Origin of the sequence: Paenibacillus sp. NPDC093718 (genome assembly GCF_050279985.1) — a bacterium.
Taxonomy (GTDB): domain Bacteria; phylum Bacillota; class Bacilli; order Paenibacillales; family Paenibacillaceae; genus Paenibacillus_AQ.
Genome location: NZ_JBNNUS010000004.1, coordinates 327436 through 352378, shown reverse-complemented (window position 1 = coordinate 352378; position 24943 = coordinate 327436). Strand labels below are relative to the sequence as shown.

22 protein-coding genes are annotated in these 24943 nt (G+C 53.0%); 18 read left to right on the top strand and 4 right to left on the bottom strand.

The genetic code is table 11. From position 1 onward, the window contains the following. Nucleotides 1–66 precede the first annotated feature (66 nt). The 10 genes from ACQKPA_RS14460 to ACQKPA_RS14415 all read left to right on the top strand — a co-directional run bounded on the left by ACQKPA_RS14460 (nucleotide 67) and on the right by ACQKPA_RS14415 (nucleotide 10771). Nucleotides 67–1083, top strand: a complete 1017-nt coding sequence (locus ACQKPA_RS14460; RefSeq protein WP_427493273.1) for an endo-1,4-beta-xylanase — start codon at nucleotides 67–69, stop codon at nucleotides 1081–1083. A 197-nt stretch (nucleotides 1084–1280) separates the two neighbouring features. Next, nucleotides 1281–3368 (top strand): alpha-glucuronidase family glycosyl hydrolase, encoded by a 2088-nt coding sequence (locus tag ACQKPA_RS14455; RefSeq protein ID WP_427493271.1) that lies wholly within the window; start codon nucleotides 1281–1283, stop codon nucleotides 3366–3368. A gap of 202 nt (nucleotides 3369–3570) precedes the next feature. After that, nucleotides 3571–4116, top strand: coding sequence for a hypothetical protein (locus tag ACQKPA_RS14450; RefSeq protein ID WP_427493269.1), 546 nt, complete (start codon nucleotides 3571–3573; stop codon nucleotides 4114–4116). A 173-nt stretch (nucleotides 4117–4289) separates the two neighbouring features. Further along, the gene (locus tag ACQKPA_RS14445; protein WP_071218722.1) at nucleotides 4290–4613 is read left to right on the top strand and encodes a metal-sensitive transcriptional regulator; all 324 of its coding nucleotides are present in this window, start codon (nucleotides 4290–4292) and stop codon (nucleotides 4611–4613) included. Nucleotides 4614–4903: 290 nt separating this feature from the next. Continuing rightward, a complete protein-coding gene (locus ACQKPA_RS14440) occupies nucleotides 4904–5104 on the top strand; it encodes a cation transporter (RefSeq protein WP_427493267.1) in 201 nt (66 codons plus the stop codon). A 36-nt stretch (nucleotides 5105–5140) separates the two neighbouring features. Next, nucleotides 5141–7570, top strand: a complete 2430-nt coding sequence (locus ACQKPA_RS14435; RefSeq protein WP_427493265.1) for a heavy metal translocating P-type ATPase — start codon at nucleotides 5141–5143, stop codon at nucleotides 7568–7570. An 87-nt stretch (nucleotides 7571–7657) separates the two neighbouring features. Beyond that, entirely contained in the window at nucleotides 7658–8299 is a 642-nt protein-coding gene (locus ACQKPA_RS14430; protein ID WP_427493263.1) for a nitrite reductase, read from the top strand. A 365-nt stretch (nucleotides 8300–8664) separates the two neighbouring features. Beyond that, on the top strand, nucleotides 8665–9129 hold the full coding sequence (locus tag ACQKPA_RS14425) for a MarR family winged helix-turn-helix transcriptional regulator (RefSeq protein WP_427493261.1): 465 nt from the start codon (nucleotides 8665–8667) through the stop codon (nucleotides 9127–9129). A gap of 21 nt (nucleotides 9130–9150) precedes the next feature. Further along, nucleotides 9151–9903 (top strand): SDR family NAD(P)-dependent oxidoreductase, encoded by a 753-nt coding sequence (locus tag ACQKPA_RS14420; RefSeq protein WP_427493259.1) that lies wholly within the window; start codon nucleotides 9151–9153, stop codon nucleotides 9901–9903. Between the two features lie 109 nt (nucleotides 9904–10012). Next, on the top strand, nucleotides 10013–10771 hold the full coding sequence (locus tag ACQKPA_RS14415) for an SDR family NAD(P)-dependent oxidoreductase (protein ID WP_427493257.1): 759 nt from the start codon (nucleotides 10013–10015) through the stop codon (nucleotides 10769–10771). A 63-nt stretch (nucleotides 10772–10834) separates the two neighbouring features. On the opposite strand, the gene ACQKPA_RS14410 is transcribed toward ACQKPA_RS14415, so the two are convergent. Beyond that, nucleotides 10835–11872, bottom strand: coding sequence for an LLM class flavin-dependent oxidoreductase (locus tag ACQKPA_RS14410; protein WP_427493255.1), 1038 nt, complete (start codon nucleotides 11870–11872; stop codon nucleotides 10835–10837). Between the two features lie 518 nt (nucleotides 11873–12390). Between ACQKPA_RS14410 and ACQKPA_RS14405 the strand changes: the two genes are divergently transcribed. Next, nucleotides 12391–14664, top strand: a complete 2274-nt coding sequence (locus ACQKPA_RS14405) for a phosphodiester glycosidase family protein (RefSeq protein WP_427493253.1) — start codon at nucleotides 12391–12393, stop codon at nucleotides 14662–14664. A gap of 204 nt (nucleotides 14665–14868) precedes the next feature. On the opposite strand, the gene serS is transcribed toward ACQKPA_RS14405, so the two are convergent. The 3 genes from serS to ACQKPA_RS14390 form a co-directional block, all read right to left on the bottom strand. Continuing rightward, a complete protein-coding gene (gene serS / locus ACQKPA_RS14400; protein ID WP_427493251.1) occupies nucleotides 14869–16176 on the bottom strand; it encodes a serine--tRNA ligase in 1308 nt (435 codons plus the stop codon). Between the two features lie 332 nt (nucleotides 16177–16508). After that, the gene (locus ACQKPA_RS14395) at nucleotides 16509–16676 is read right to left on the bottom strand and encodes a hypothetical protein (RefSeq protein ID WP_427493249.1); all 168 of its coding nucleotides are present in this window, start codon (nucleotides 16674–16676) and stop codon (nucleotides 16509–16511) included. Nucleotides 16677–16808: 132 nt separating this feature from the next. Next, nucleotides 16809–17333 carry a PadR family transcriptional regulator gene (locus tag ACQKPA_RS14390; protein ID WP_427493247.1) on the bottom strand — a complete coding sequence of 175 codons (525 nt, stop codon included), beginning with the start codon at nucleotides 17331–17333 and terminating at the stop codon, nucleotides 16809–16811. 219 nt (nucleotides 17334–17552) lie between these two features. Between ACQKPA_RS14390 and ACQKPA_RS14385 the strand changes: the two genes are divergently transcribed. The 7 genes from ACQKPA_RS14385 (at nucleotide 17553) to ACQKPA_RS14355 (ending at nucleotide 24865) form a co-directional block, all read left to right on the top strand. Continuing rightward, on the top strand, nucleotides 17553–18536 hold the full coding sequence (locus tag ACQKPA_RS14385; RefSeq protein WP_427493245.1) for an aldo/keto reductase: 984 nt from the start codon (nucleotides 17553–17555) through the stop codon (nucleotides 18534–18536). A gap of 199 nt (nucleotides 18537–18735) precedes the next feature. Continuing rightward, complete coding sequence (locus ACQKPA_RS14380) at nucleotides 18736–19491, top strand: threonine/serine exporter family protein (RefSeq protein ID WP_427493243.1); 756 nt, start codon at nucleotides 18736–18738, stop codon at nucleotides 19489–19491. 23 nt (nucleotides 19492–19514) lie between these two features. Further along, nucleotides 19515–19997, top strand: coding sequence for a threonine/serine exporter family protein (locus tag ACQKPA_RS14375; protein WP_427493241.1), 483 nt, complete (start codon nucleotides 19515–19517; stop codon nucleotides 19995–19997). A gap of 316 nt (nucleotides 19998–20313) precedes the next feature. After that, nucleotides 20314–22080 carry a LytS/YhcK type 5TM receptor domain-containing protein gene (locus ACQKPA_RS14370; protein WP_427493239.1) on the top strand — a complete coding sequence of 589 codons (1767 nt, stop codon included), beginning with the start codon at nucleotides 20314–20316 and terminating at the stop codon, nucleotides 22078–22080. Further along, a complete protein-coding gene (locus ACQKPA_RS14365) occupies nucleotides 22067–22864 on the top strand; it encodes a LytR/AlgR family response regulator transcription factor (protein ID WP_427493237.1) in 798 nt (265 codons plus the stop codon). The genes ACQKPA_RS14370 and ACQKPA_RS14365 overlap by 14 nt, the downstream gene beginning before the upstream one ends. Nucleotides 22865–23047: 183 nt before the next feature. After that, nucleotides 23048–23347: a DUF485 domain-containing protein gene (locus ACQKPA_RS14360; RefSeq protein ID WP_427493235.1), complete on the top strand. Its 300-nt coding sequence runs from the start codon at nucleotides 23048–23050 to the stop codon at nucleotides 23345–23347. A gap of 6 nt (nucleotides 23348–23353) precedes the next feature. Beyond that, on the top strand, nucleotides 23354–24865 hold the full coding sequence (locus ACQKPA_RS14355; RefSeq protein ID WP_071218739.1) for a solute symporter family protein: 1512 nt from the start codon (nucleotides 23354–23356) through the stop codon (nucleotides 24863–24865). Nucleotides 24866–24943 lie beyond the last annotated feature (78 nt).

The window sequence follows — 24943 nt, the reverse complement described above, 5'->3', positions numbered from 1 at the left end:
CCCGCTGGCATCATGATCATAAACCATCAATCTAGCTGATATCTCTAATTCGAGGAGGGATTGCGTATGTCCAACACGCATCGAAATGAACCCAGGCTGAAGGAAATGTTCGCGGATGACTTTCTCATCGGAGCAGCCGTGAACCCGCGGACGATTGAAACGCAGGAGGAATTGCTATCCTATCATTTCAACAGCATCACGGCGGAAAATGAAATGAAGTTTGTCAGCGTGCACCCGGCAGAGGATACGTATACGTTCGAGGATGCGGACCGGCTTGCCGCTTTCGCCCGCAAGCATGGAATGAAGATGCGCGGCCATACGCTGGTATGGCATAACCAAACAACCGACTGGCTGTTCGAGGACAAGAACGGGGGCCTGGTGGATAAAGCCACGCTTTACGCTCGGTTGAAATCCCATACCGATACGGTCGTAAAGCGGTACAAGGACGATATTTACGCTTGGGACGTCGTGAACGAGGTGATTGCGGATGAAGGCGCCGAGCTGCTTCGTCCATCCAAGTGGCTGGACATTGCTGGCCCCGAGTTTATCTCCAAGGCATTCGAGTATGCGCACGAAGCCGATCCGTCGGCGTTGTTGTTCTATAACGATTACAATGAGTCCCACCCGAATAAACGAGACAAAATTTACACGCTGGTCAAGTCTTTGCTGGATCAAGGAACTCCTATTCATGGCGTTGGCTTGCAGGCGCACTGGAATCTCTACGATCCGGATCTTGACGATATCCGGGCGGCGATCGAGAAGTATGCATCGCTCGGCCTGCAGCTTCAGCTCACCGAGCTCGATGTGTCGATGTTCCGGTTTGAAGACAAGCGGAAGGATCTGACCGAAGCGCCGGAAGAACTTCTGGAGGCTCAGGCCAAGCGGTATGAGGCGATGTTTGGCATTCTGAAGGAGTACCGGGATCATATTACGTCCGTTACCTTCTGGGGAGCTGCCGACGATTACACTTGGCTGGACAATTTCCCGGTACGGGGGCGGAAGAATTGGCCCTTCCTGTTCGATGAGCGGCATCAGCCGAAACCGGCGTTTCATCGCTTGGTGGAGCATATGGTCAAGGTGTAATCCGTCTTGGGCGGGTCAAGTCTTCATCCTAATCAAATTCGAAGCAATATAAGCGATTAAGGCTGCCATCAGCTTGTCATGTTGCCGGTCCTTGTGGCCGGCATTTGTATTTTGGCCTTGACGGGAAGCAGGAGTTTAAGACAACGGCAATCCGAAGAGATGGCACTGACTTTTGGTCTAAGAAGGAGGAACTGACATTGAACAGCACTTTATATAAAGCGTGGCTGCAGTATGCGCCCATAAAGGACCGGGAGCTTGCCTCCGGATACAGCAGACTGCTCGGCACGATTGTAGCGGACCTGCAGCAGTCGCGGGTTGCGAACGCCGCCATGGAGGAACTGAAGAGGGCGTGCCAATCCATGCTGGGTATTGTCCCGGTCATCACGTCCGAGGCCCAGGCTTCATCTTACTTCGAGGTGCGCATCCCCACATCAGCCGAACCCGGCATGGGAGAACTAGATGGGGTCGGCTCAGGTGAGGATAGGAGCCGGATAGCAGTCCAGCTAGGCGCAGAAGGCTTTCAGTTGGAACATTCAATCCAAGGGCAGCAGGAAAAGCTGGTACTGACCGGTGGATCGGGCAAAGGCGTTTTATATGGCGTGTTTCATTTATTGAGATTGTTGGCCTCCCACCAACCGTTAACCGGTTTAAAGGTGACCGAGCAGCCAGTGAACGGGCTGCGGATGATCAATCAATGGGACAATGCCGATGGCTCGGTGGAACGCGGGTACTCGGGCCACTCGATTTTTTACGAAAACGGACGGTTCACCGAAAATCTGGATCGCGTAAGAGACTACGCCCGCTTATTGGCTTCCGTGGGACTGAATGCCATCTCCATTAATAACGTCAATGTGCATGAGATCGAGACGGAGTTCATTACCGCGGAATATTTGCCGACGATTGCGAAGGTCGCGGATATCTTCCGGGAATATGGCATTTCATTGTACTTGAGCATTAACTTTGCGGCTCCGCTGCATATCGGCGGCGTATCGACCTCCGATCCGCTGAGTGAAGAGGTTCGGCAGTGGTGGAAGGATACGGCGGATGAGATTTATGATCATATCCCGGACTTCGGCGGCTTCCTGGTGAAGGCGGATTCGGAGCATCGCCCCGGCCCGTTTGCCTATGGAAGGGACCATGCCGATGGCGCCAATATGCTCGCTGAGGCCTTGGAGCCGCATGGCGGGCTCGTCATCTGGCGCTGCTTCGTATACAACTGCATGCAGGATTGGCGCGATCGCAGCACAGACCGGGCGCGGGCGGCCTATGATCATTTTACCCCGCTGGACGGCAGGTTTAAGGACAATGTGCTGCTGCAGATTAAGAACGGGCCCATGGACTTTCAAGTGCGGGAACCGGTGTCGCCGCTGTTCGGCAGCATGAAAGAGACCAATCAAGTGCTGGAGTTTCAGGTTGCCCAGGAATATACGGGGCAGCAGCGTCACGTATGCTATTTGGTGCCGCAGTGGAAAGAGGTGCTGGATTTCGATACCTATGCGAATGGGTCGGGGTCCGAGGTGAAGAAGATCGTGAACGGTTCCCTGCACGGTATGAAATACAGCGGGATCGCCGCCGTTTCCAACATCGGAAATGATGAGAACTGGACGGGGCACACCTTGGCACAAGCCAATCTGTATGGCTTCGGACGTCTGATCTGGGATCCGGAATTGTCCTCCGAGGGGATCGCGGAAGAATGGACGAGGCTGACCTTTGGCAATGACGACACGGTGGTCAACACGGTATGCGACATGCTTATGCAATCGTGGCCGATCTACGAAAGCTATACCGCCCCGCTCGGGGTGGGCTGGATGATTACACCGCATACGCATTACGGTCCGGATGTGGACGGCTATGAATATTCAAGGTGGGGCACATACCATTTCGCCGATCGGGACGGGATGGGCGTCGATCGCACGGTGGCATCGGGCACAGGCTATACCGCGCAGTATTTCGGGCCGAATAGGGCCCGATATGATTCGCTGGCGGATTGTCCTGACGAGCTGCTGCTGTTCTTCCATCATGTGCCGTACTCGCATGTGCTGAAATCCGGTAAAACAGTGATACAGCATATTTATGACGCACATTTTGACGGGGCACAAGGAGCGGCTGGATTGCTTGAGGCATGGACCTCGCTGGAAGGAAAGGTCGATCCGGAGCGCTTCGTTCAAGTGACGGAGCGGCTCACTGATCAAGCCGAGCATGCGAAGCATTGGCGGGATGTGATCAACACGTATTTCTTTCGTAAATCCGGCGTGCCGGATGAGCAGGGGCGGACGATTTACTAAGTTCATTTTTTAACTGGACGTGGAAATTAGGGGATGCCCCATCAGATGTTGGATCTGGTGGGCATCCTTTTTTCATGGCTGGATGCTTCGAAAGCCGAACTTTCTTGTGAGTAGATATCGATTGTAATCGATAGTTGAAATAATGTCCCATTATGAAGCGCTGTATGGTAAAATTCTGGAAAAAGCATAAGAGGAGGATTACATGATTAGATACTTCTGCTTGTTGATATTAATGATCCTGGTCTTAGGAGGCTGCAGTGGCAGCGATGAATCAACGGAGAAGTTTACCGCAGAAGATATGGGAATCGTGCGTTTAGACAATGGCCAGAAGGTGTACTACGGCATGAATCGTGCGGAAGCTGAGGAAGTGCTTGGGAACGGCCAAGAGCATGCCAGGGGCGTATTTGATTACGATTCCGGCATCGCGGTGTTCTACAGAGATGATGCCGTTGTTGCGATCAGGATGGAGGAAGAATCGAAAGGTCATTATCAAACAACGCGCGGTGCTGAAATAGGAATGCAAATTAGCGAGATCAAGAAACGATATGGGGAGCAATATGAGCCATCACAGCCCGATGACATCCTGGATTACTTCTATGACTATAAAAAAGGAAAGTTCCTCGAGAAAAATTCGCCCGAAACAGAAGAAGAGGCGCGGAATATTTTTATTTTTTCATCCATGTTTCATGATGGGTATGCGGACACCCTTTTGTTTCTTGATAGTTACTATGCGTCTTCTGGCAAATGATTCAGGACAAGGCGATAATCTTTGTGTGCAAAATCCAGGATCTACAGAACGGCATGCTGTTAAAGAGATGAACTTCATTCCATAAGCTGGGCTTTATAGGGTGGGGGGCTATATGATATACTGAGATTAGGGTTAGAATAAGATGAAGTAATGTGATCAAGGGGGGAATGGGTATGACAGTCGAGAAACATGTACATGATGCATGCGCAGTAACCAGTGAGCGGAAGAGCCATCATTCCGATAAAACGAAAAGCAACCTCGTCAGCCGGTTGAACCGAATTGAAGGACAGATTCGCGGCGTGAAAGGCTTAATTGAGAAGGATACGTACTGTGACGATGTATTAAACCAGATCTCCTCGATTCAGTCAGCCTTGAACGGCGTCAGCAAATTGCTGCTTGAGCATCATATGAAGAGCTGTGTGGTGGAGCGCTTGCAGGAAGGCGACGACGAGGTTATAACCGAATTGTTAACAACCATGAACAAGTTAATGAAATAATGGAATTCCTGGCTGGAGACGGTCAGGTTATGATGAGTTACCATGGAGCTGCCACCTTCTAAAGGTGGCAGTAAGTGTTTATTCAGGGTGATGAGTAGCGCATGGTTATGCGGTTTAATCATAGCAAGGGATATTTTTTTCAAAAAAAATGAGAAAACCCATTGACTAAATATAGGGTAGGGGGGTATACTAACATCAAGAAACGAGAACAACCCGTTTAAAACTTATTCCGGGCAGGCTTTTAGAAGGGCTGCTCACAATAAATTCATAACCCAAAGGAGAGATTGAACATGGATCAGGTAACAATAAAAGTAGAAGGTATGTCTTGCATGCATTGCGTGAATTCCATTGAAGGAGCTTTAAAGAATGAGAACATCGAGGGACATGTGGACTTGAAGGCAGGCACGGTCTCCGTGAAATATGATGCAGGCAAAGTCCAATTGGATAAAATCAAAGAAATTATCGAGGAACAAGGATATAACGTAGTTTAATCAAACGGCACGAGGATGAAGAGGGGTGAGGAGAAGATGGGAGCAGGAACAATGGAACAGAAGAAAACGTCGCTGCAGTTAACGGGTATGACATGTGCCGCCTGTGCGAATCGGATTGAGAAGGGTCTAAGTAAAATGGAGGGCGTTCAGGAAGCGAATGTGAATTTTGCGCTGGAAAAAGCGTCGGTTACATTTGATCCGAATGTGGTTTCCGTCCAGCAGATGGAAGAGAAAATTGAAAAGCTGGGTTACGGAACGGCCAAGGAAACCGTGGACCTGCAGCTGATTGGCATGTACTGCGCCGCCTGTGCTACGAAAATTGAGAAAGTGGTAAGCAAGATGCCAGGTGTTAATCAGGCCAACGTCAATTTTGCGCTGGAAACGGCCCGGGTGGAATTCAATCCCGCAGAGATAAGCCTTAGCGATATTCAACAGCGTGTGGAGAAGCTCGGGTATCAGGCGGTTTCCAAACAGGAGACGCTTGATCAGGAAGGTCACCGCAAGGAGGCCATCACCAAGCAAAAGCGGAAGCTGCTCCTGTCGGCGATTCTGTCGCTGCCGCTGCTCTGGGCCATGGTGAGCCATTTCTCCTTCACCTCCTGGATCTGGATGCCGGATCTGTTCATGAACCCTTGGTTCCAGCTGATCCTGGCAACGCCGGTACAGTTTTTTATCGGAAAACAGTTTTATGTGGGAGCCTATAAAGCTCTTCGCAACAAAAGCGCCAATATGGACGTTCTGGTCGCACTCGGTACCTCGGCAGCTTATTTCTACAGTCTGTATTTAACGATCGATTGGGCCGCTGCCGGAGCAAATGCACACCATGGGCCCGAAATGTACTATGAAACGAGTGCGGTGTTGATCACGCTGGTTATTATGGGGAAACTGTTCGAATCCCTGGCCAAAGGCCGTACCTCGGAGGCTATCAAAACCCTGATGGGGCTTCAAGCCAAAACGGCGCTGGTCGTTCGTGACGGTCAGGAGATGACCATCCCGGTGGAACAGGTCATGGTGGGTGATCTTGTATTGGTGAAGCCGGGTGAGAAAATCCCGGTGGACGGTAAAGTTGTGGAGGGCACGTCGGCGGTAGATGAGTCGATGCTGACAGGTGAAAGCATTCCGGTTGAGAAAAAAGCGGGTGACGCCGTCATAGGCGCCACCATAAACAAGAACGGGCGCTTAACGCTCGAAGCGACGAAAGTTGGTAAAGAGACCGCTCTAGCCCAAATTATCAAGGTGGTTGAGGAAGCACAAGGCTCCAAAGCTCCGATTCAGCGGGTCGCTGATGTCATCTCCGGCATCTTCGTTCCGATCGTGGTCGGCATTGCGATTGTTGCCTTCCTCGTATGGTACTTCTGGGTAACGCCTGGTAATTTCGCGCAATCGTTAGAAATTGCCATCGCGATTCTGGTTATTGCTTGTCCGTGTGCGTTGGGTCTGGCTACGCCGACCTCGATCATGGCGGGTTCGGGCCGCGCTGCAGAGCTGGGTGTTCTGTTCAAGGGCGGGGAGCATCTGGAGTCCACGCACAAAATTGACGCGATTATTCTGGACAAAACAGGAACGGTCACGAAAGGCAAACCCGAGTTGACCGATGTGGAAGTTCATAACTTTGATCAAGAGCTGTTCCTTCGTCTGGTCGGATCAGCTGAGAAGAGCTCCGAGCATCCGCTTGCCGAAGCGATTGTGGCCGGGATTGAAGCAAAAGGAACGCGGCTTCCGGCTGCGGAGCATTTTGAAGCCATTCCAGGCTACGGCATCCGTGCCAGCGTGGAAGGACATGAGGTACTGGTAGGCACACGCAAGCTGATGGCACAGCATAACGTGCCGATTGATGCGATCCTCGGCAGAATGTCGGAGCTTGAAACTGAAGGCAAGACTGCCATGCTGACGGCTGTAGACGGCCAATATGCGGGTCTTGTGGCTGTGGCAGATACGATCAAGGAGACATCCCGTGCTGCCGTAGCGAGATTGAAAGAAATGGGCATCGAGGTCATTATGATTACCGGGGATAATGAACGCACGGCACAGGCCATCGCGAAGCAGGTCGGCATCGACCATGTGCGTGCCGAGGTACTGCCGGAAGGCAAAGCGGATGAAGTGAAAAAGCTCCAGCAGCAGGGTAAGAAGGTCGCCATGGTCGGCGACGGCATTAACGATGCGCCGGCCCTTGCGGTTGCCGATATCGGCATGGCCATCGGCACAGGTACGGATGTGGCCATGGAAGCTGCTGACGTTACGCTGATGAAGGGCGACCTGAACAGTATTCCGGATGCCATCTACATGAGCCGAAAGACGATGAGCAACATCCGTCAAAACCTGTTCTGGGCGCTGGGCTATAACTCGCTTGGCATTCCGATTGCCGCCATCGGGCTTCTGGCACCTTGGGTGGCCGGGGCCGCCATGGCACTGAGCTCTGTATCGGTCGTGCTGAATGCCCTTCGCCTGCAGCGGATGAAGGTATAACGAAAGCTGGCAGACCTTTTATATAGAGTATGATTGGTAACCGAGCAAGAGAACGATATTTGGGTAACTTGATGGGAGTGTAGACATTTGGCCATGCAAAAATTTGCAGTGACACCCGGCTTTGAAGTGGGCGGAACGCTGTTCCGCCCGGATCAGCTGGCCGTATTGGGCTCCATTGTGGGCGAGGACGCCCGCATTGAGATGACTACCTTTAAGCAGCTCTACGTGGAGATGGATGCAGAGCGGGTGGAAGAAGCCAAGGTGAAGCTGGAAGCTGCCGGACTTCAGGTTCATCCCGCCGGCTTTGTCTCCAAGAGCCTGATCACCTGCAACTTTTGCCGGGGGGCGGAGGATTCGGGACTGGATGTTGCAAAGATGCTGGATGAAGCGATCGCCGATCATCCTGTACCCAATCCGCTAAAGATCGGTTACGCAGGATGCGCGCTTGGTACCAGCGAACCGCTGCTGAAAGATATTGCCGTGATTAAGATGAGGAATACCTATGATATCTATGTTGGTGGAGAGCCGAGAGGGTTGAAGGCTGCTCTGGCGAAGCCCCTGCACACGGATTTAGTGCCGGATCAGCTGGCTCCGATCATCTTGAAGCTGATCGCCGTCTATCAGGAGAACGGCAAAAAAAAAGAGAAGTTCTCCCGCTTCGTGGATCGCATGACGCTCGAGCAGCTGCGTCAACTCACGCTGGATGCGCGGATGGATACGGCAGGATAAACGAAAGGCTTAGCAGGCATCACCTTATGGTGAACGGGATATGCCGAAACGAGGATGGATATACTTTCAAGAGCACCTGAGGGTGCTCTTTTTTTCTATAGATTAGAACACGCTATCCACTGGAATCCTTGCTTGGATCGATCAAGCGAGATCAACTTCGAACGCATTTTGTCTTCTCTAATTGCGACACGAGAGCTTTTTTATGTTGTTCTTTTATGGATGAGGACAGTGGGAATAACAACCATACTGGGCATTTTATCGTGGTTGACGATCGATGTGAAAGGGTATACAATTTATATTGTTAAAAGCTTTTAACTATTTAAATTTGTAATATATCTATAAGGACTTCGTTGTGCATCGAGGTGATGAAACTGGATAAGAGGGAACAAATATCTAACATGGTTGCCCGTCAGATGATGACGCTTGTGGCGAACTATGCCAAGATTCTGGACAATGATTTGACCGGCCCGCAGTACTACGTGCTTCAGACCTTGGCGTATGAGGGGCAGCAGACCAGCTCGTATTTTGCCAATGCCTTGAATGTTACGCTATCGGCAGTGACCAACTTGAGCAACAAACTGGTCAGTAAGGGTTATATCGAACGGGTGGCGTCAAGCGAGGACAGGCGTCAGGTTTATCTTAAGATTACGGAGCAGGGCCGTGAGGTTGAAGCCCGAATGATTGCGAAGTACCGTGAATTGAATGAGGGCTTATGGTCGGATTTCTCGGATCAGGAGGTGGATGTCTTAATCGCTTCGTACGAGAAGATGATTGAACATTTGCAGCTAAAGATCGGGCAGTCCAAAGAAGATAGCCAAACCAACAACTAAAAATATTCAGGAGGGTTTCCCATGGGGCGATTAGACAATAAAGTAGCAATCATTACAGGTGCAGCAGGTGGGATGGGTAAAGCTGACGCTCTTTTGTTTGTGCAGGAGGGAGCCAAGGTTGCGATTACGGACCTACAGGAAGACAAGATCAAAGACGTCGTAGCCGAGATTGAAGCCCTTGGCGGCGAAGTGATCGGATTCAAGCATAATGTAGCTTCCGAGGAAGACTGGGTTCGTGTCGTGGACGAGACCGTTCAAAAATTCGGCAAAATCGATATTCTGGTCAACAATGCCGGTGTCTCCAATGCAACGCCGTTCATGGATTTGACGGTGGAGGGCTGGGAGAAGACGATGTCGATTAACGTTACGAGCATATTCCTCGGTCAGAAATATGTCATTCCGCACATGATCGAAGCCGGCGGCGGCTCCATCGTCAACATCTCCTCCATTGCCGGCCTGACAGGGGGCAGCGGCGCCGGTCCTTACACGGCAAGCAAAGGCGCGGTACGCATGCTGACCAAAGCCACGGCCGTGGACTTTGCGAAGCATAACATCCGCTGCAATTCGGTTCACCCTGGCTACATCGAAACGCCAATGACCGTGGATCTGTTCAAGGATGAGCACATGATGCAGTGGTTCCAATCCCAGACTCCGCTTCCACGCTTGGGCAAAGCGGAAGATATCGCACGCGGCGTATTGTTCCTTGCTTCGGATGAGTCTTCCTATATTACAGGCGTTGAGCTGCCGATTGACGGCGGATATTTCGCGAAGTAAGTCATGCTTTCCATTGACCTGTATTTATAGGCTATAGACGACAGAACCGATAGGGATACAAACTCGGTTAGCACTAATTTTATATTTTCATCAAGAGGAGTGTTGTTTCATGTCCGATAACAAACAGATCGCTGTCATTACCGGCGCAGCCAGCGGGATCGGCAGAGCCAGCAGCTTGAAACTGGCAGAGAACGGTGCAGCGGTAGTGCTCGTTGATTTTAACAAGGAAGCCGGCGAAGAAACGCTGCGTTTGATCAAGGAGCAGGGCGGAGAGGGCATCTTCGTGCAAGCGGACGTGACGAAGACTGAAGATGTCCAGAACTACGTGAACAGGGCGGTCGAAGCTTACGGCCGAATCGATTTCTTCTTCAACAATGCAGGCATCGTGCAGAAGTTTTCGATGCTGGATGATATCGACGAGGACGAATTTGACCGTCAAATGTCCGTGAATGTCAAGGGCGCTTTTCTCGGCATGAAGTATGTGTTGAAAGTCATGAAGGAGCAGAGCAGCGGACATATCGTCAACACCGCTTCCACCGCGGGTATTCGCAGCGAGCACAGTGCAGCCGCTTATTCGGCAAGCAAGCATGCGGTGGTGGGCTTGACGAAGGGAGCAGCGCTGGAATATGTGAAGCAGGGCATTCGCGTGAACGCGATTTGTCCGGGCGGCGTTCAGACGCCGCTTACGGCAGCGGTAGCCAAGTCCTTCACGGAAGGGGGCTACGTGCCTGAGGAATTGGGCAACATGCGGATGGGACGCCCGGCTGAGGCGGATGAAATCGCGAACGTGGTTGCTTTCCTGGCTTCCCCAGGCTCCAGCTACATGACAGGTTCGCTGGTTACGATTGATGGCGGATTGACGCTGTAATATATAAAAAAAGACCAGTCAAGCACCGGAATACCGGGTTTGACTGGTCTTTTTGGTGTACTATTATTTGATGCCGACGACTTCCGCCAGCAGCTCATAAGAACGCAGGCGCGCCTCATGGTCATAGATGGCGGCCGCGACAATGATTTCGTCCGCATTCGTTGACTGCTGGAACTGCTCCAGCTGCGCGCGGACGGTTGCGGGGCTGCCGATGGCAGAGAAGCTGAGCTGGCGCTTCACAATGGCCTGCTCCTGCAGGTTCCATAGATCATCCATGCTGTCCACCGGCGGACTCAGCTGGCCGGTGCGGCCGCGGATGATATTCAGGAACTGCTGGTACGGCGAGGTAGCCAGGCGCTGTGCTTCCTCATCGGTATCGGCACAGATCACGTTCACGCCGATCATGGCATAAGGCTTGTTCAGCTCGGTTGAAGGACGGAAGCTGGTGCGGTACAGGTCGAGCGCGGCCATCAGATAATCCGGGGCAAAGTGGCTCGCAAATGAGAACGGAAGCCCCAGCTGACCTGCCAGCTGCGCACTGAAACCGCTGGAGCCGAGCAGCCAAATCGGTACATGCAGACCTTCCCCGGGAATCGCCCGGACGCGCATGGACGAGCCCGAGGTGGGTTGGAAGTAATTCCGCAGCTCGCCGAGGCGGTCCGGGAAATCCTGGCCGTCGCTGCCGGGACCGCGGCGAAGCGCCCGGGATGTGAGTTGATCCGATCCCGGCGCACGACCTAAGCCGAGATCGATCCGGCCGGGATAGAGCGATTCCAGGGTGCCGAACTGCTCGGCTATGACCAAGGGAGCGTGGTTCGGCAGCATAATGCCCCCGGCTCCGACTCGGATCTTGCTCGTGCCCCCGGCGACATGGCCAATGACGACCGAAGTGGCCGAGCTGGCGATTCCAGGCATATTGTGGTGTTCGGCAAGCCAGTAGCGGTTATACCCCCACTTCTCGGCATGCTGGGCCAGATCGAGCGTATTTTGCAGCGACTGTGCAGCGGTGCTGCCTGCTGTAATCGGGGCGAGATCCAGAATGGAAATAGGGATATCGCGAAGCGTTTTGGGCGCTGTATGATCAAGATGGGGTTCTGTCATTTGGAATGACCTCCTTATTCGTGCGCTGCACGGTAAGTTGTTATATAGGGAGAAGACACCCGTCTGGGTGGATGCCGAAAAATATAAAACCTATTTATCGATAGTTGGTATCCCTATATAACGAACATTATATACCTACTTAATCGATAAGAAAAATATACATCGATGAACCTCCACAGAAGCCGGACCGCATTTAGAGGAAATTTTTCTTGCGATTATCGAATGGTTCAGCTTCGCTGAAAATATATGGCATCGATAATCTAAAGAAAAATATACATCCATGAACCTCCAGAGAAGCCAGACACACCTCCGTCTAATATATACTTTCCGAGCCTATCTAAGTAAAAAAAAGATTGCCATCATCGTTCGGATATTCTTATAATACAATTAATCAATTAAATTGATTATTGCGCTCCAGTTCTGCATGTATGCTAAACGATAAATGTAAAAAAGGAGGCGAAATAAAGAATAGCACGGTAAAGACTATATAATCTTGACTGCGAAGGAGAGGATTTACGATGATGATCCAATCACGAGTGAAGAATTGGTTAAGCCTACTGCTGCTGTCCGCTGTGTTGGTTGCAGGAAGCGTATCGATACCGTTTCAGCCCGTAAAGGTACATGCTGAGGGATTGCAGGCTACTGTTGCAGATGAATATTCTTACATGGCGGCGCCTGGCGTGAAGCATACCAGCATCACGCTGGATGAGCCGGACTCCCGGCAGGCGATTCAGGTGATGGAGGTCGATCCGAAGTCTCCGCATATTCAGGTTCAAGCCGTATCCTCCCGGATGGAGGTTTCCAGAGGTGAAACCGTCGGTTATATGATCCGCGAACAGGAGGCGATGGGGCATCGCGTGGTGGGCGGGGTCAATGGCGATTTCTTCAGCTCCGTTGGCGTGCCGTCAGGGCTTCAGATATCGAATGGCGAGTTAATTTCCTCCCCGGGCTCCATCAAAGCGCTCATGTATATTCTGGCGGACGGAAGTGTACATATCGAAGAAAATGTGACGATGACCGCTGTTGTTCGGACCGGGAGCGGAATGGCACTCGACATCGATATGGTCAACCGGACCCGGGTGCCTTCCCACAATGACCGGGCCTTTCTGTTCACGAGCCGATTCGGTGCTTCTACGCGTACGCCGGCTGGAGGCGTAGAGGTGGTTCTTGGTGTAGAGGAGGAGCAATTGGTTGCGGGTCAGCCGGTTAAAGCTGTGGTCCAGTCGATCGGCGACCGCGCCGATACGTTGATCGGGGAGGGACAGTATGTTCTCTCGGCAACGGGCACGAAGGCGGATTGGGTACGGAATGCCCTTGCTGCCGGGGATAATATTGAAATATCCGTCAGTTTCGACAAAGGAATCAATGAGGCGCATGAGGTCATTTCCGGGAACTCTACGCTGGGTCGGATTCTCCTGAAGGACGGGGAAATTCCCACCCAGATTACCGATCCGGGGGAAGCCGTTAACCTTGACCGCCATCCGCGCACGATGCTGGGCGTGACGGCGGAAGGCAAGCTGATCATCGTTGTGGCCGACGGCCGGATGCCGGGGTACGCCGACGGCATGACCTTTGAAGAGGAAGCGAGGTATCTCCAATCGCTGGGTGCGGTGAATGCGATCAACATTGACGGAGGCGGTTCATCAACCTATTATGTGCGCCAGCCTGGAGATCCTGCTGCATCCCTGCTCAATGTACCGTCGGATGGATCGGAACGGCCGGTCGGCAATGCATTGATCGTTGTATCAACCGCTGAAACCGAGCAGCTGGATGGGCTGGTGCTGTCATCGAACCGCCAAGTTCAGGTGGCGCCGGGCAGCCAGGTCTCATTTGAAGCGAAGGGAATCGACCGGAACTATAATCCGGTAGCTGTCTCCGCGAAGGATCTGAAGTGGGTGGTCAACGGCGGCATTGGCAAGGTGGACGATAACGGCGTATTTACGGCGGGTACCAAGGAGCGCTCAGGTCAAATCAAGGTGCACACGAAAGGCGGCATACAGCAAACAGTCGATGTCACCGTGACGAACGGGATTGCGCGAATCGCGCTCTCTCACGACTCGTTTGTTGCGGAGCCCGGTTCGGTTCAGGCCTTGTCATTGAAGGCGTATGACGCCGAAGGCAGAGAAATTCAGCTTTCAGCGAATCAGGCTTCGTGGATTGTGGATGGCGCGATCGGCTCCATTAGTCCAGATGGCGTATTCACGGCGGGAAGCGGAGATGCACAAGGTACGATCACCGCCGTGTATGGTGACCATTCCGCAACGGCTGAGGTGCACGTAGGCCCATCCCCGGTTATTGAACCGTTCGAGGACCTGGATGGCATCACAGCTTCCGAAGTGCGGACGGTTCCAGGCTCTGTTGCGCTTTCGCTTGTGACGGAACCGGACATGGTCAAGTTCGGACAGTCGTCCGGGAAGCTGAAATATGATTTGACCGGAACATCAGGAACGTCAGCAGCCTATGTGAATCTGCTGAATGCGGCAGGCCAGCCTGGCCGTATTATTGAAGGCAAGCCGAAGCGTATCGGGCTCTGGGTCTATGGCGACGGGAACATGCATCAGCTGCGGCTTGGCGTTACGGATGGAAGCGGGGCAAATAAATTGTGGAATTTCACCTCCATTGGCGGTACGAACTGGACGGGGGAATGGCGTTATGTGAGCTTGGATGTGCCACAGGATACTCTATTCCCGATTACGGTACGCAACATTGCGATGGAAGAGAAGAATGTGAACAACAAGCAGGCCGGGGTGCTGTATTACGATCAGCTGACGGCTGAATACGGGGAAGAGTAAAAACCCGGGTTAGTCGAATTGACGAGCCGTTCGAATAGAACGGGATACTCCAGTCCAGCAGCAAGGTTTGGCGAGGACAGTATAACGGACCATAGAACATAAACAAGAGTAAAGGCAGCCGGATCACCGGCTGCCTTTATGCTTCGTTGCGGATGGATTGTCTCAGATGACAGGGCCGGATTCGCACCCTATTCGTACTGCAGCTTATCCTATGACTAAATCGGCTGGAGGCTCAATCCGCTCCATCCCGTTCATGTAAGGTCTGAGTGCCTTCGGAATGAGGATCGAGCCGTCGGCCTGCTGGTGGTTCTCCAGCAGCGGGATAAGAATTCGCGGCGAAGCCACAGCCGTATTGTTCAGGGTGTGGCAGTAGCGCAGCTTGCCTTCCGCGTCCCGGTAGCGGATGTTCGAGCGACGCGCCTGAAAGTCGAGCAGATTCGACGACGAGTGGGTCTCCCCATAAGCCCCGCGGCTTGGCATCCACGTCTCGATGTCGTATTGCTTGTACGTTTTTTGCGACATATCCCCGGTACAGACGGCAACGACACGGTAAGGCAATTCGAGCTTCTGCAGCAGCTGCTCGGCATTGGCCGTGATTTCTTGTAGAAGCTGTTCCGAGGCTTCCGTGCTGGCTTCGCAGAGAACGACCTGTTCCACCTTCGCGAACTGGTGCACCCGGTACAGGCCGTGGACGTCCCGGCCGCCCGAGCCGACCTCGCTCCGGAAGCACAGCGATGCTGCTGCCAGGCGAATCGGCTGCGCCACATCGACGACTTCACCGCTATAGAACGATACCAACGGCACTTCCGACGTACCGACGAGCCACTTATCTTGCTCCGTTATTTGAAAAGCCTGATCTTGACCAAGCGGAAAGAAGGCTGTATTCTGCATGGCCTCCGTCCTTACGGTTAACGGTACGTCCATAAGGGTGAAACCCTTGGCGACCAGCATATCCACCGCCAGCTGCTGAACGGCTCGATGCAGCATTGCGCCGATGCCGGTCAGGTAGTAGCTGCGCGTGCCGGCGGTTTTGACGCCGCGGGGAATGTCGATCATCCGGTGCAGCTCGCCGAGCGTAACATGATCCCTGTATTCATAATCAAACACGGGGGGCTCGCCAACCCGTCTGATCTCTACATTGTCCTCATCCGAAGCTCCGACCGGCGTATCCGGCGAAACGATATTCGGTACAAGGATGAGCAGCTTGTTGTAGGCGTCGTCAACCTCCCGGTATAACTCTTCCTGCCCATCAAGCTCCATATTGATGTCCTTGACCTGCTGTTTCGTCCGCTCGGCTTCTTCCTGTTCGCCTTGCCGCACGAGCGTGCTAATCTCCTGCGAGATGGCATTGCGACGCTGCCGCAATCCCTCCACGGTCAGCAGCAGCGTCCGACGCTGGTCATCCAGCCGGACAAGTTCAGCAACCGACAGGGCAATGCCTTTCTGGTCAGCTACTCGCTGCAGTTCTTCCTGATTCTCTGTGCTCTCTCGGATCCATTTCATATCTAGCATGATCACCGCGCTCCTTTTTCTGAAAAAAAATAAAAAAGCGTCCTAGTCCATATGGGACGAGGGACGCTTATGCGCTCGCGGTGCCACCCAAATTGATTGAACCGTAACCTCATCAGAAACAGAAATGGTCCGTATTCAATCCACTTTGATTCCGCGGTAACGGGCGGGTCCGGTTAACTTAGGGGGATGGCTGATCTGTTAAAGGATCGGATCCCCTTGACGAGAACGCCTCGGAGTTGGAAGCTCTTCATCGGCCTGATGTTGATATTGTTGTTCAGTATACCGCATGAGATGTCTTTTATACAAGGGGCTCTTCGGATTTTTGTGCGCTGTTACATCGAGGCCGCTTTCTTCGCACTTCCCTGCTTCCATCCGGCAGGATGCTCCGCATCCCAGCGGAAGGTCCATGCGGCTGGGCCGAGGATAAGGATCGTAAAGCCCGCGAGGATCAGAAGGGGCATCCAGATGCCGGAGATCCTATACGACTGTCCGCTGACCATAGGTTTTTCTTAATCCTTTCGCTTGAATGAGAGTAGGTAACATCATCTCGTGTTCACGCTCCTTATTAACCAATATTATATATCCAATGTTGGGTATTGACCGGAAATGAAAGCCGCAGCGGATGCTGAGGCTTATTCTTGAACGAGTGTTATGATCTTGTTGAGAAAGGCGATGTCCTGTTCCAGGACCGAGATCGCATTATCGAAGGTGGCCAGGGCGATTTTGGATAAGCCGTACTGTCCCTTGATTTTTTTACCTGAACGCCATTGTGCCAGCGATTCTTCCACCTGCTTGAGGTTCTGCTGCAGCAATTCCACCGCTTCTTCCTTTGGAATGTTCTCGATCCACACCAAACCGAGCGAAAAGTCGGATTTGACAGTGTGGGGAGGAAGCGTCAAGGTTTCACGGATCATCTTCTGGAATAACTTCTCGCCTTCATCCGTGATGCTGTAAATTTTGCGAAGTCTCGCACCGGTCCGCTCTTCAGCAGTGGCTGCAATCAACCCGTCGCTTTCCATCTTGTTAAGTGCATAATAGATGGAGCCGGACAGTATATTCGTCCACAAGTCCATACGGCTGGCCTGAATGAGCTGCTGGATTTCATATCCGTGCATCGGACGCTGGCGCAGGAATGAAAGCAGGATGAGGTTGGTCATGTTGAGTCACTTCCTTAGGATGTGTATGTGAAGAGGAATTTTATAACTGGATATCCAACGTTGGTTATATGATGATTGTAATTATAAAGACGATGGAATCATTTGTCAACGATCCCCGATGAAATAGATATATGACATATGGATTGAATGAAAGCGATTTAACGTTTAGTCTAGTAGTGTGAACTAGTATGGCAGTTGGATGAGGAGGCTATAACGTCGATGAATTACAGACAATTGGGAAATACGGAGCTTCACATTAGCGAGGTCAGCTTCGGCACATGGGCGATCGGAGGCTCATGGGGGCAGACCGATGATCAGGAAGCCTTGAAGGGATTGGACCGCGCCATCGGCGAGGGCGTGAACTTCTTCGATACCGCCGACGTCTATGGCGATGGGCATGCCGAGGATTTGCTCGCGCGCGCAACCAAAGGGAAGGAAGATTCTGTGCATGTCGCCACCAAGTTTTGCCGAGCGGGTGATATTCACGATCTTCAGACCTATTCCGAAGCGTCGATCCGTCGTTATTGCGAGAACAGCCTGAAGCGGCTTCAGCGTGAACGGATTGATCTCTATCAGGTTCACTGCCCTCCCTTCGAGGTGTTGAAGGACGGGCGAGTGTTTGAAGTGCTGGACAAGCTGCAGGCCGAGGGGAAAATCCGGCATTACGGCGTCAGCGTGGAGACGGTGGAGGAAGGTTTGTTTTGCCTGGGGGTACCTGGCGTAAGGTCGCTGCAGGTTATCTTCAATCTGTTCCGCCAAAAACCGCTGGCCCAGCTGCTCCCGAAAGCCAAAGCCTCGGGCGTCGGCATTCTGGTGCGCTTACCGCTTGCCAGTGGTCTATTAACCGGGAAATTTACGGAGACCACCACCTTCAGCGAAGGGGATCACCGGAATTTCAATGCGAACGGGGAGCAGTTTAACGTGGGCGAGACCTTTGCCGGCCTGCGGTTCGAAAAAGGGGTTGAGCTCGCCAGAGAGCTCGCTTGGATTGCCGAGGGCCGAGGCGACATGGCCCGTGCATCCATGCGATGGATTCTGGACTGTCCCGAGGTCACCGCCGTGATTCCCGGCTTCCGCAACGTCCGCCAGATCGAAGACAATCTGGGCACGCTGGACGTGCCTTCGTTCAGTATGGAAGAGAAGGAGCGCCTTGCGCTTTTTTATCAGGAGCAGGTAGCCACGCACATCCGCGGTGCCTATTAAGCCGAAATCCGAGGATACAATGTAGTGAAGCCTCCCGATCATTCGGGGGGCTTTTTGTGTAGGAGGATGGCTTTGTACAGGACGATTACAGCTGCCGCAGTGCTGCTTTAAAGCATATCCTATGCTTGATCATGGTAATGATACTATAATATAGGCAAAGATTCTGAATCGGAATGTGTTCAGCAGGAGGATTGCCGTTTTGAATGACTTGTTGAAGCGGGAGCATGACATCATCAAGGTTTGCTTGTTAGCAGGAAAAATTATGTTGCAAAGCGGTGCGGAAACCTATCGGGTCGAGGATACGATGATGCGGATCGCTGCGGCTTTCGGCGTGGAGAACAGCCACAGCTATATGACTCCGACCGGGATTATCTTCTCGGTGGAGGAGCCTCAGCATATTACGCGGCTCATTCGTATTTCGGATCGGACAACCAATCTCGATAAGATCCATCAGGTCAACAGCGTGTCTCGGAGCATCAGCCTCGGCGAGCTGACGATTGAAGAGGCACACAGGGCGCTTGAGAAAATCGAGCATGAGCAGGCGATTTATCCGACATGGCTGTTGATTCTCCTGTCCGCGATCGCAAGCGGCTGCTTTCTCATTATGTTTCGCGGCATCTGGCCGGATTTCGTGCCGGCGGCCATTGCGGGCGGTCTTGGCTTCTCCTGCTTTGTATTCATGCATCGGGTCATACCGGTGCGATTCTTCGCCGAATTCTCGGGAGCGCTGGTCATCGGCATAACCTCCGTTTGGATGGTCAGATACGGATTCGGCCATCAGCTGGATATGATCATTATCAGTTCCGTGATGCCGCTGGTGCCGGGCTTGCTGATCACGAATGCTATCCGCGATTTAATGGCGGGGCATCTGATATCCGGCTTGTCCAAAGGCGCGGAGGCTTTTGTTACGTCTTTTGCCATCGGCGCGGGCATTGCGTTTACGTTGTCATTCTAAGAGATATGTGAGTGGAGGTGAAGATGGTGGCAATCTTTTATATACAGCAGCTCATTACGAGTTTTGTTGCTTCGGCAGCTTTCGGGATCCTATTTAACGTACCCAAAAAAGCACTGCTGCAGTGCGGGTTTGCGGGTATGGTGGGCTGGCTGCTCTACATTCTGCTGCAGAACTTGATGGTTGAGCCGGTGACGGCTACCGTGTTTGCGGCTTTTTGCGTGACGATGATCAGCCATTTTTTCGCCAAAAAATATAAGACGCCCATTATCGTGTTCAGCGTGTCGGGGATTATCCCGCTCGTACCGGGCGGAGTCGCCTATAATGCCCTTCGCCATGTAGCCCAGAATCAATTCGATCAGGCCGTCCAGCTCGGGGCGCAAGCGTTCATGATATCAGGCGCCATCGCGCTGGGTTTGCTGCTGTCTGAGGTGACCAATCAGGTTATTCGGAAGTGGTCGATAACCCGGAGAAGAGCTGGAAGACCCAATTCGACCGGCTCGTCGTAAAATCTCGTGATTCCAAAGAGACGTAACCCATCAGGATGAGGAACATGTTCGGATGTTTTGGCTTGCAGATGCTTACTGGCCGTATCTTTCGCCTAACCGCGGGATACGGTTTTTTTTGAATGCCCTGAGAACATGATCTCTGCGTGAATTTTTTTACATAAGTTTCATCTTATTCCTTTTTATTGTCCAAATCCTCGCTGTGCTATATAATCTTTACTGCATGAAATGAAACCGCATTCACTTCTATCCAATCTATTGATATCGTCCACTGACCGTCAGATGAAGATTCCCAGTCCATCAAAGAAGAGGGATGTCCATGCAGGAGTTGACGCTGCATCTGTTCGAACGGATGGGCATGCTGCTCATCCTGACTTTTATACTGACGAGAATTCCGTTGTTCCGCCAATTGCTGGACCGCAAAGAGATGTCCGGCACGCGAATGTTCATCTATGCCTGTCTGTTTGGTCTCTTCGGCATCCTCGGGGCATACGCGGGCGTTGTCGTGGAGAATGGAGAGTCGAGCTCCTCCTTCTGGCTGGTGCGGCTGACGGAGGAACAAGCCCTGGCCCATTCCGCCCTGGTCGGCGTTGTGATTGGCGGGCTAATCGGCGGGCCCCGCGTTGGCATCGGGGGCGGGCTTCTGGCAGGAGCCCATCTCCTGTATATCGGCGGCTACACGGGGCTGGCAGGGGCGATCGCCGTACCGCTTACGGGCGCCCTGGCGGGGGGCGTGGCCCGATTCTTCTCGCAGGAGCGGGTGATCTCGCCGGCAAAAGCGTTATTCGTCGGCATGTTCGCCCCGATCCTGCACATGGGCGTTATTTTGATCTGTGCGGATGAGCCGGACCGCGCGGTGGAGCTGGTCAACCTGATCGGCCTGCCGATGGTGCTGACCAACAGCATATCGATTGCGATCTTCACGACGATGCTGCGGGTTGCGCTCACCGAGGAAGAGCGGGCAGCGGCGTATGAGACGGAGAAGGCATTCCATATCGCGGAAGCGGCGCTGCCGCATCTGAAGCAGGGCTTGACGTACCGAACGGCTCAGGCCGTGGCCACCTTGCTGCTGCGCGAGCTGAAAACAACGGCAGTCGCCATTACGGATACGGAGCGGTTCCTGGCCCATGCCGGGGCCGCCAGTCGTACCATTGATCCCGGAGAAGAGATCGCATCCGACTTAACCAAGAAAGTCATTGCGACCGGCGAGCTTCGGATCATAGAGAATGCGGAAGATATTCAGCCCCGTCATCCGGCGCTCGGCGCCGCCATTCTTGTTCCGATGTTCGAGGGTCGCCAAATCGTAGGCGTCATTCAGTTCTACTTCAAGCGGCCGCAGGATATTCGGCGCGTCGAGCTGGTGATGGCCCAAGGGCTTGGGCAGCTCATTTCCTATCAGCTCGGGGCCACGGCCCACGAGAAGATGAGCCATTTAATGAAAGAGGCGGAGCTTAAGCTTCTGCAGGCGCAGATCAATCCGCATTTTCTGTTCAATACGCTCAACGCGATCCATTCGTTGATCCGGAGCGATCCGCTGCTGGCAAGGCATGCCACGATGCAGCTGGGGGCGTTCATGCGCTTGAACGTCAAGGTCATGGCCTCCCGCAGAACGACCATTCGTGAGGAAATGGAGCTGTTGAATGCCTATCTGGACATTATTCAAATCCGGTTCGAGGATCAGTTCACGTTTGAATGCCAGCTGGATCCGGTGCTTGGCGAGCTTATGATTCCGCCTGCGACACTGCAAATGCTGGTAGAGAACAGCATTAAGCACGGCTTGCGCGATAAGGCGAGCGGGGGCCTCATCCAGTTGACCCTAAAGCGGGCGGGCGATCTGGCGGTTGTACAACTGCGGGACAACGGGGCAGGCATCTCGCCTGAGCTGCTGGACAGTCTCGGCGAACAGCCGATCATCGGCAGCGAGGGTACGGGAAACGGCATTTACAATATCAATCAGCGTTTAATCAGCATGTTTGGCAAGGAGGCCAGACTCATCGTAGAAAATCTTGCAGAGGGCGGCTGCAGTATATCTTTCAGCATCCCCTGCAGTCTATCGGAAGGGAGCCGGTACCGTGAAGCGAATTAAGGCGATGATAGCCGAAGACGAACGATTGGCAAGGGAGGAGCTGGCTTACCTGCTGGAACAGGAGCCTGATATCGAGCTGCTTCCTCATGCCGCGAACGGCCGGGAACTGCTTGAGCTGGTTCCCTTACGGCAGCCGGATGTCGTCTTTCTCGACGTTCATATGCCGGAGCTGGAAGGATTGCAGGCTGCAAGAATGCTGAAGGCCTCCCCGATCTCGCCACTAATTGTCTTTACGACAGCCTATGACGAGTATGCTGTCGAGGCATTTGGTCTGAATGCGATTGATTATCTGCTGAAGCCTTACAGCCATATGCGATTAAAGGAAACCCTGCAGCGAATACGCAGCAGGGTTCATGAAGGGCAAGCCCCCCAAAAGCAGGAAGCTTATGATGTCGCCCCACAGGCAGCCTCGTATCCTTCCACTGAGGCTGCTCCCCGCAGCATGCGCGGAAAGCTGTTATTCGATGATGGGGACAAACATGTGCTCGTCGATCCCGAGGCGATCCTGTACGCGGTGCGAGAGGAACGGGTCATTTGTATCTGGACGGCGGAAGGCCAGCGGATTACGAGCAAGAGCACGCTGCAGGAGCTAGAGGAAAAGCTCGCGGGTTACTCGTTCTTTCGTCCTCATCGCAGTTACCTGGTTAACGTCAACCGGATCGCGGAGCTGTCCCCTTGGCAGAACGGCGCTTACAATATTGTGCTAAAGGATGAGCAGCGGACAATGATTCCCTTGTCGCGAGAGGCCGCCAAGGATTTGTTCCGGTTGTTAAGAGACGCATAGGGAGAAGCGCGGAAGGGGTGATTGTCTCCCGGTTCAGGCGGCGTATCCGCCCTTTCGCGCACCCTATCGGACGTTTCGCGCAGGAGCTGTGGTCGCGGGCAATCCTCCTGTATATAATCATTATAAAGCGCTTTCATTCATGGGAGACGCCACAGAATCCTGTCGTTAATGGAGGGAAAGGCAATGGAAGAAAAAAGCTATACCGAAGTATGGCATTCTGAAAAATTCAAAACGCTGCTCTCCCGCAAGAAACGGTTCATTATTCCGATGACCATCTTTTTTCTTCTGTTTTACTTTGCGCTGCCGATTCTCACTTCGTACACCGACGTGTTGAACCACCCTGCGATCGGCACGATCTCGTGGGCATGGGTATTTGCATTCGCGCAGTTTGTCATGACATGGGTCTTGTGCATCCTGTACTCCCGCAAGGCGGCCCAGTTTGACCGTATGGTAGACGATATTAAAAAGGATATGGGGGCGTAATCGACTATGGCTATCGCGTTGTTTTGCGGAATTGTATTGCTCACGCTGATCATAACGTATTACGCTGCCAAGAAAACAACCAACACGAGCGATTTCTATACGGCAGGCGGAGGGCTCAAGGGCTGGCAGAATGGGACAGCCATTGCCGGCGACTATATGTCTGCTGCCTCCTTCCTTGGCATCGCAGGCTCGATCGCGTTAGTCGGCTTTGACGGATTCTTTTATAGCATCGGTTTCCTTGTAGCTTACCTGGTGGTGCTGTACCTTGTCGCCGAGCCGCTTCGGAACCTCGGAAAGTATACGGTGGCGGATATGATTGCCGCTCGTTTCTCCGACAAGAAAGTGCGCGGCGTGGCAGCACTCAATACGATTTCCATCTCCATCTTCTACATGATCGCGCAGCTGGTGGGGGCAGGCGCACTGATTAAGCTTTTGCTGGGACTGGACTATGTCACGTCCGTTCTGATTGTCGGCGTGCTCATGACGATCTATGTTGTCTTTGGCGGCATGCATGCCACGAGCTGGGTTCAAATCTCGAAAGCCGTGCTGCTCATGGCCGGCACGTTCATCATCTCGCTGATCGTATTCGCCAAATTCGATTTCAGCCTGACCCAGATGTTCCATCATATGAAAACGGCCACGCCGCTGCAGGAGGCATTCCTGAACCCGGGGAATAAATACAAAATCCCGCTGGAGACGCTGTCGCTCAACCTTGCGCTCGTACTCGGCACGGCAGGGCTGCCGCATATTTTGACCCGTTTCTTTACCGTTAAGGACGCCAAGACGGCACGCAGCTCCGTGGTATACGCTACCTGGATTATCGGCATCTTCTATGTCATGACGATCTTTCTCGGTTTCGGGGCTGCCGCCTTTGTAGGCGCAGCGGATATTACCGAGGTCGATAAAGCGGGCAACATGGCTGCCCCGCTCCTGGCCAAGGCGATTGGCGGCGATTTCCTGTTCGCGCTCATCTCGGCGGTTGCGTTCGCGACAATCCTCGCGGTGGTGACGGGCCTTGTGCTGTCCGCCGCATCGGCCTTCGCCCATGATTTCTACGGCCAAATCGTGCGCCGCGGCGAATCGTCGGAGAAGGAGCAGCTGAAGATGGCACGGTACGCATCGATTGGCGTATCCATTGTCTCCATTCTGCTCGCGTTGTTCGCCCAGAAGATGAACGTGGCATTCCTTGTCTCGCTCGCTTTCGCTGTTGCGGCCAGCGCGAATTTACCGGTCATCCTGTTCACGGTGTTCTGGAAGAGGTTTAATACGACAGGCGCGGTTACCGGGATGCTGACAGGGTTGATCAGCACGGTGATTCTTGTGGCGCTAAGTCCGAATATATGGGATCCGGCCGGAAAAGCAATTTTGATTGGCGATCCGATCTTCCCGATGAGCAACCCGGGCATCATCTCTATTCCGCTTGGCTTTCTGGCAGCTTATATCGGCACGCTGTTATCCTCTTCCAAGGATGAAGCGAAGTATGCCGAAGTGCTGGTCAAGGCCAATACGGGCGCGTAATCCGGCTTCAATTCTTTGACCAAAAAGGGTATCCAGCTGCTTGGCAGCACTGCGGATCGCCCTTTTTTTGTCATTTTA

Bases quoted from the DNA above. Each gene is read 5' to 3' on its own strand.
- ACQKPA_RS14460 (WP_427493273.1), top strand. From the start codon at position 67: ATGTCCAACACGCATCGAAATGAACCCAGGCTGAAGGAAATGTTCGCG.
- ACQKPA_RS14450 (WP_427493269.1), top strand. From the start codon at position 3,571: ATGATTAGATACTTCTGCTTGTTGATATTAATGATCCTGGTCTTAGGA.
- ACQKPA_RS14445 (WP_071218722.1), top strand. From the start codon at position 4,290: ATGACAGTCGAGAAACATGTACATGATGCATGCGCAGTAACCAGTGAG.
- ACQKPA_RS14440 (WP_427493267.1), top strand. From the start codon at position 4,904: ATGGATCAGGTAACAATAAAAGTAGAAGGTATGTCTTGCATGCATTGC.
- ACQKPA_RS14435 (WP_427493265.1), top strand. From the start codon at position 5,141: ATGGGAGCAGGAACAATGGAACAGAAGAAAACGTCGCTGCAGTTAACG.
- ACQKPA_RS14425 (WP_427493261.1), top strand. From the start codon at position 8,665: ATGAAACTGGATAAGAGGGAACAAATATCTAACATGGTTGCCCGTCAG.
- ACQKPA_RS14420 (WP_427493259.1), top strand. From the start codon at position 9,151: ATGGGGCGATTAGACAATAAAGTAGCAATCATTACAGGTGCAGCAGGT.
- ACQKPA_RS14415 (WP_427493257.1), top strand. From the start codon at position 10,013: ATGTCCGATAACAAACAGATCGCTGTCATTACCGGCGCAGCCAGCGGG.
- ACQKPA_RS14410 (WP_427493255.1), bottom strand. From the start codon at position 11,872: ATGACAGAACCCCATCTTGATCATACAGCGCCCAAAACGCTTCGCGAT.
- ACQKPA_RS14405 (WP_427493253.1), top strand. From the start codon at position 12,391: ATGATGATCCAATCACGAGTGAAGAATTGGTTAAGCCTACTGCTGCTG.
- serS (WP_427493251.1), bottom strand. From the start codon at position 16,176: ATGCTAGATATGAAATGGATCCGAGAGAGCACAGAGAATCAGGAAGAA.
- ACQKPA_RS14395 (WP_427493249.1), bottom strand. From the start codon at position 16,676: ATGGTCAGCGGACAGTCGTATAGGATCTCCGGCATCTGGATGCCCCTT.
- ACQKPA_RS14390 (WP_427493247.1), bottom strand. From the start codon at position 17,333: ATGACCAACCTCATCCTGCTTTCATTCCTGCGCCAGCGTCCGATGCAC.
- ACQKPA_RS14385 (WP_427493245.1), top strand. From the start codon at position 17,553: ATGAATTACAGACAATTGGGAAATACGGAGCTTCACATTAGCGAGGTC.
- ACQKPA_RS14375 (WP_427493241.1), top strand. From the start codon at position 19,515: ATGGTGGCAATCTTTTATATACAGCAGCTCATTACGAGTTTTGTTGCT.
- ACQKPA_RS14370 (WP_427493239.1), top strand. From the start codon at position 20,314: ATGCAGGAGTTGACGCTGCATCTGTTCGAACGGATGGGCATGCTGCTC.
- ACQKPA_RS14360 (WP_427493235.1), top strand. From the start codon at position 23,048: ATGGAAGAAAAAAGCTATACCGAAGTATGGCATTCTGAAAAATTCAAA.
- ACQKPA_RS14355 (WP_071218739.1), top strand. From the start codon at position 23,354: ATGGCTATCGCGTTGTTTTGCGGAATTGTATTGCTCACGCTGATCATA.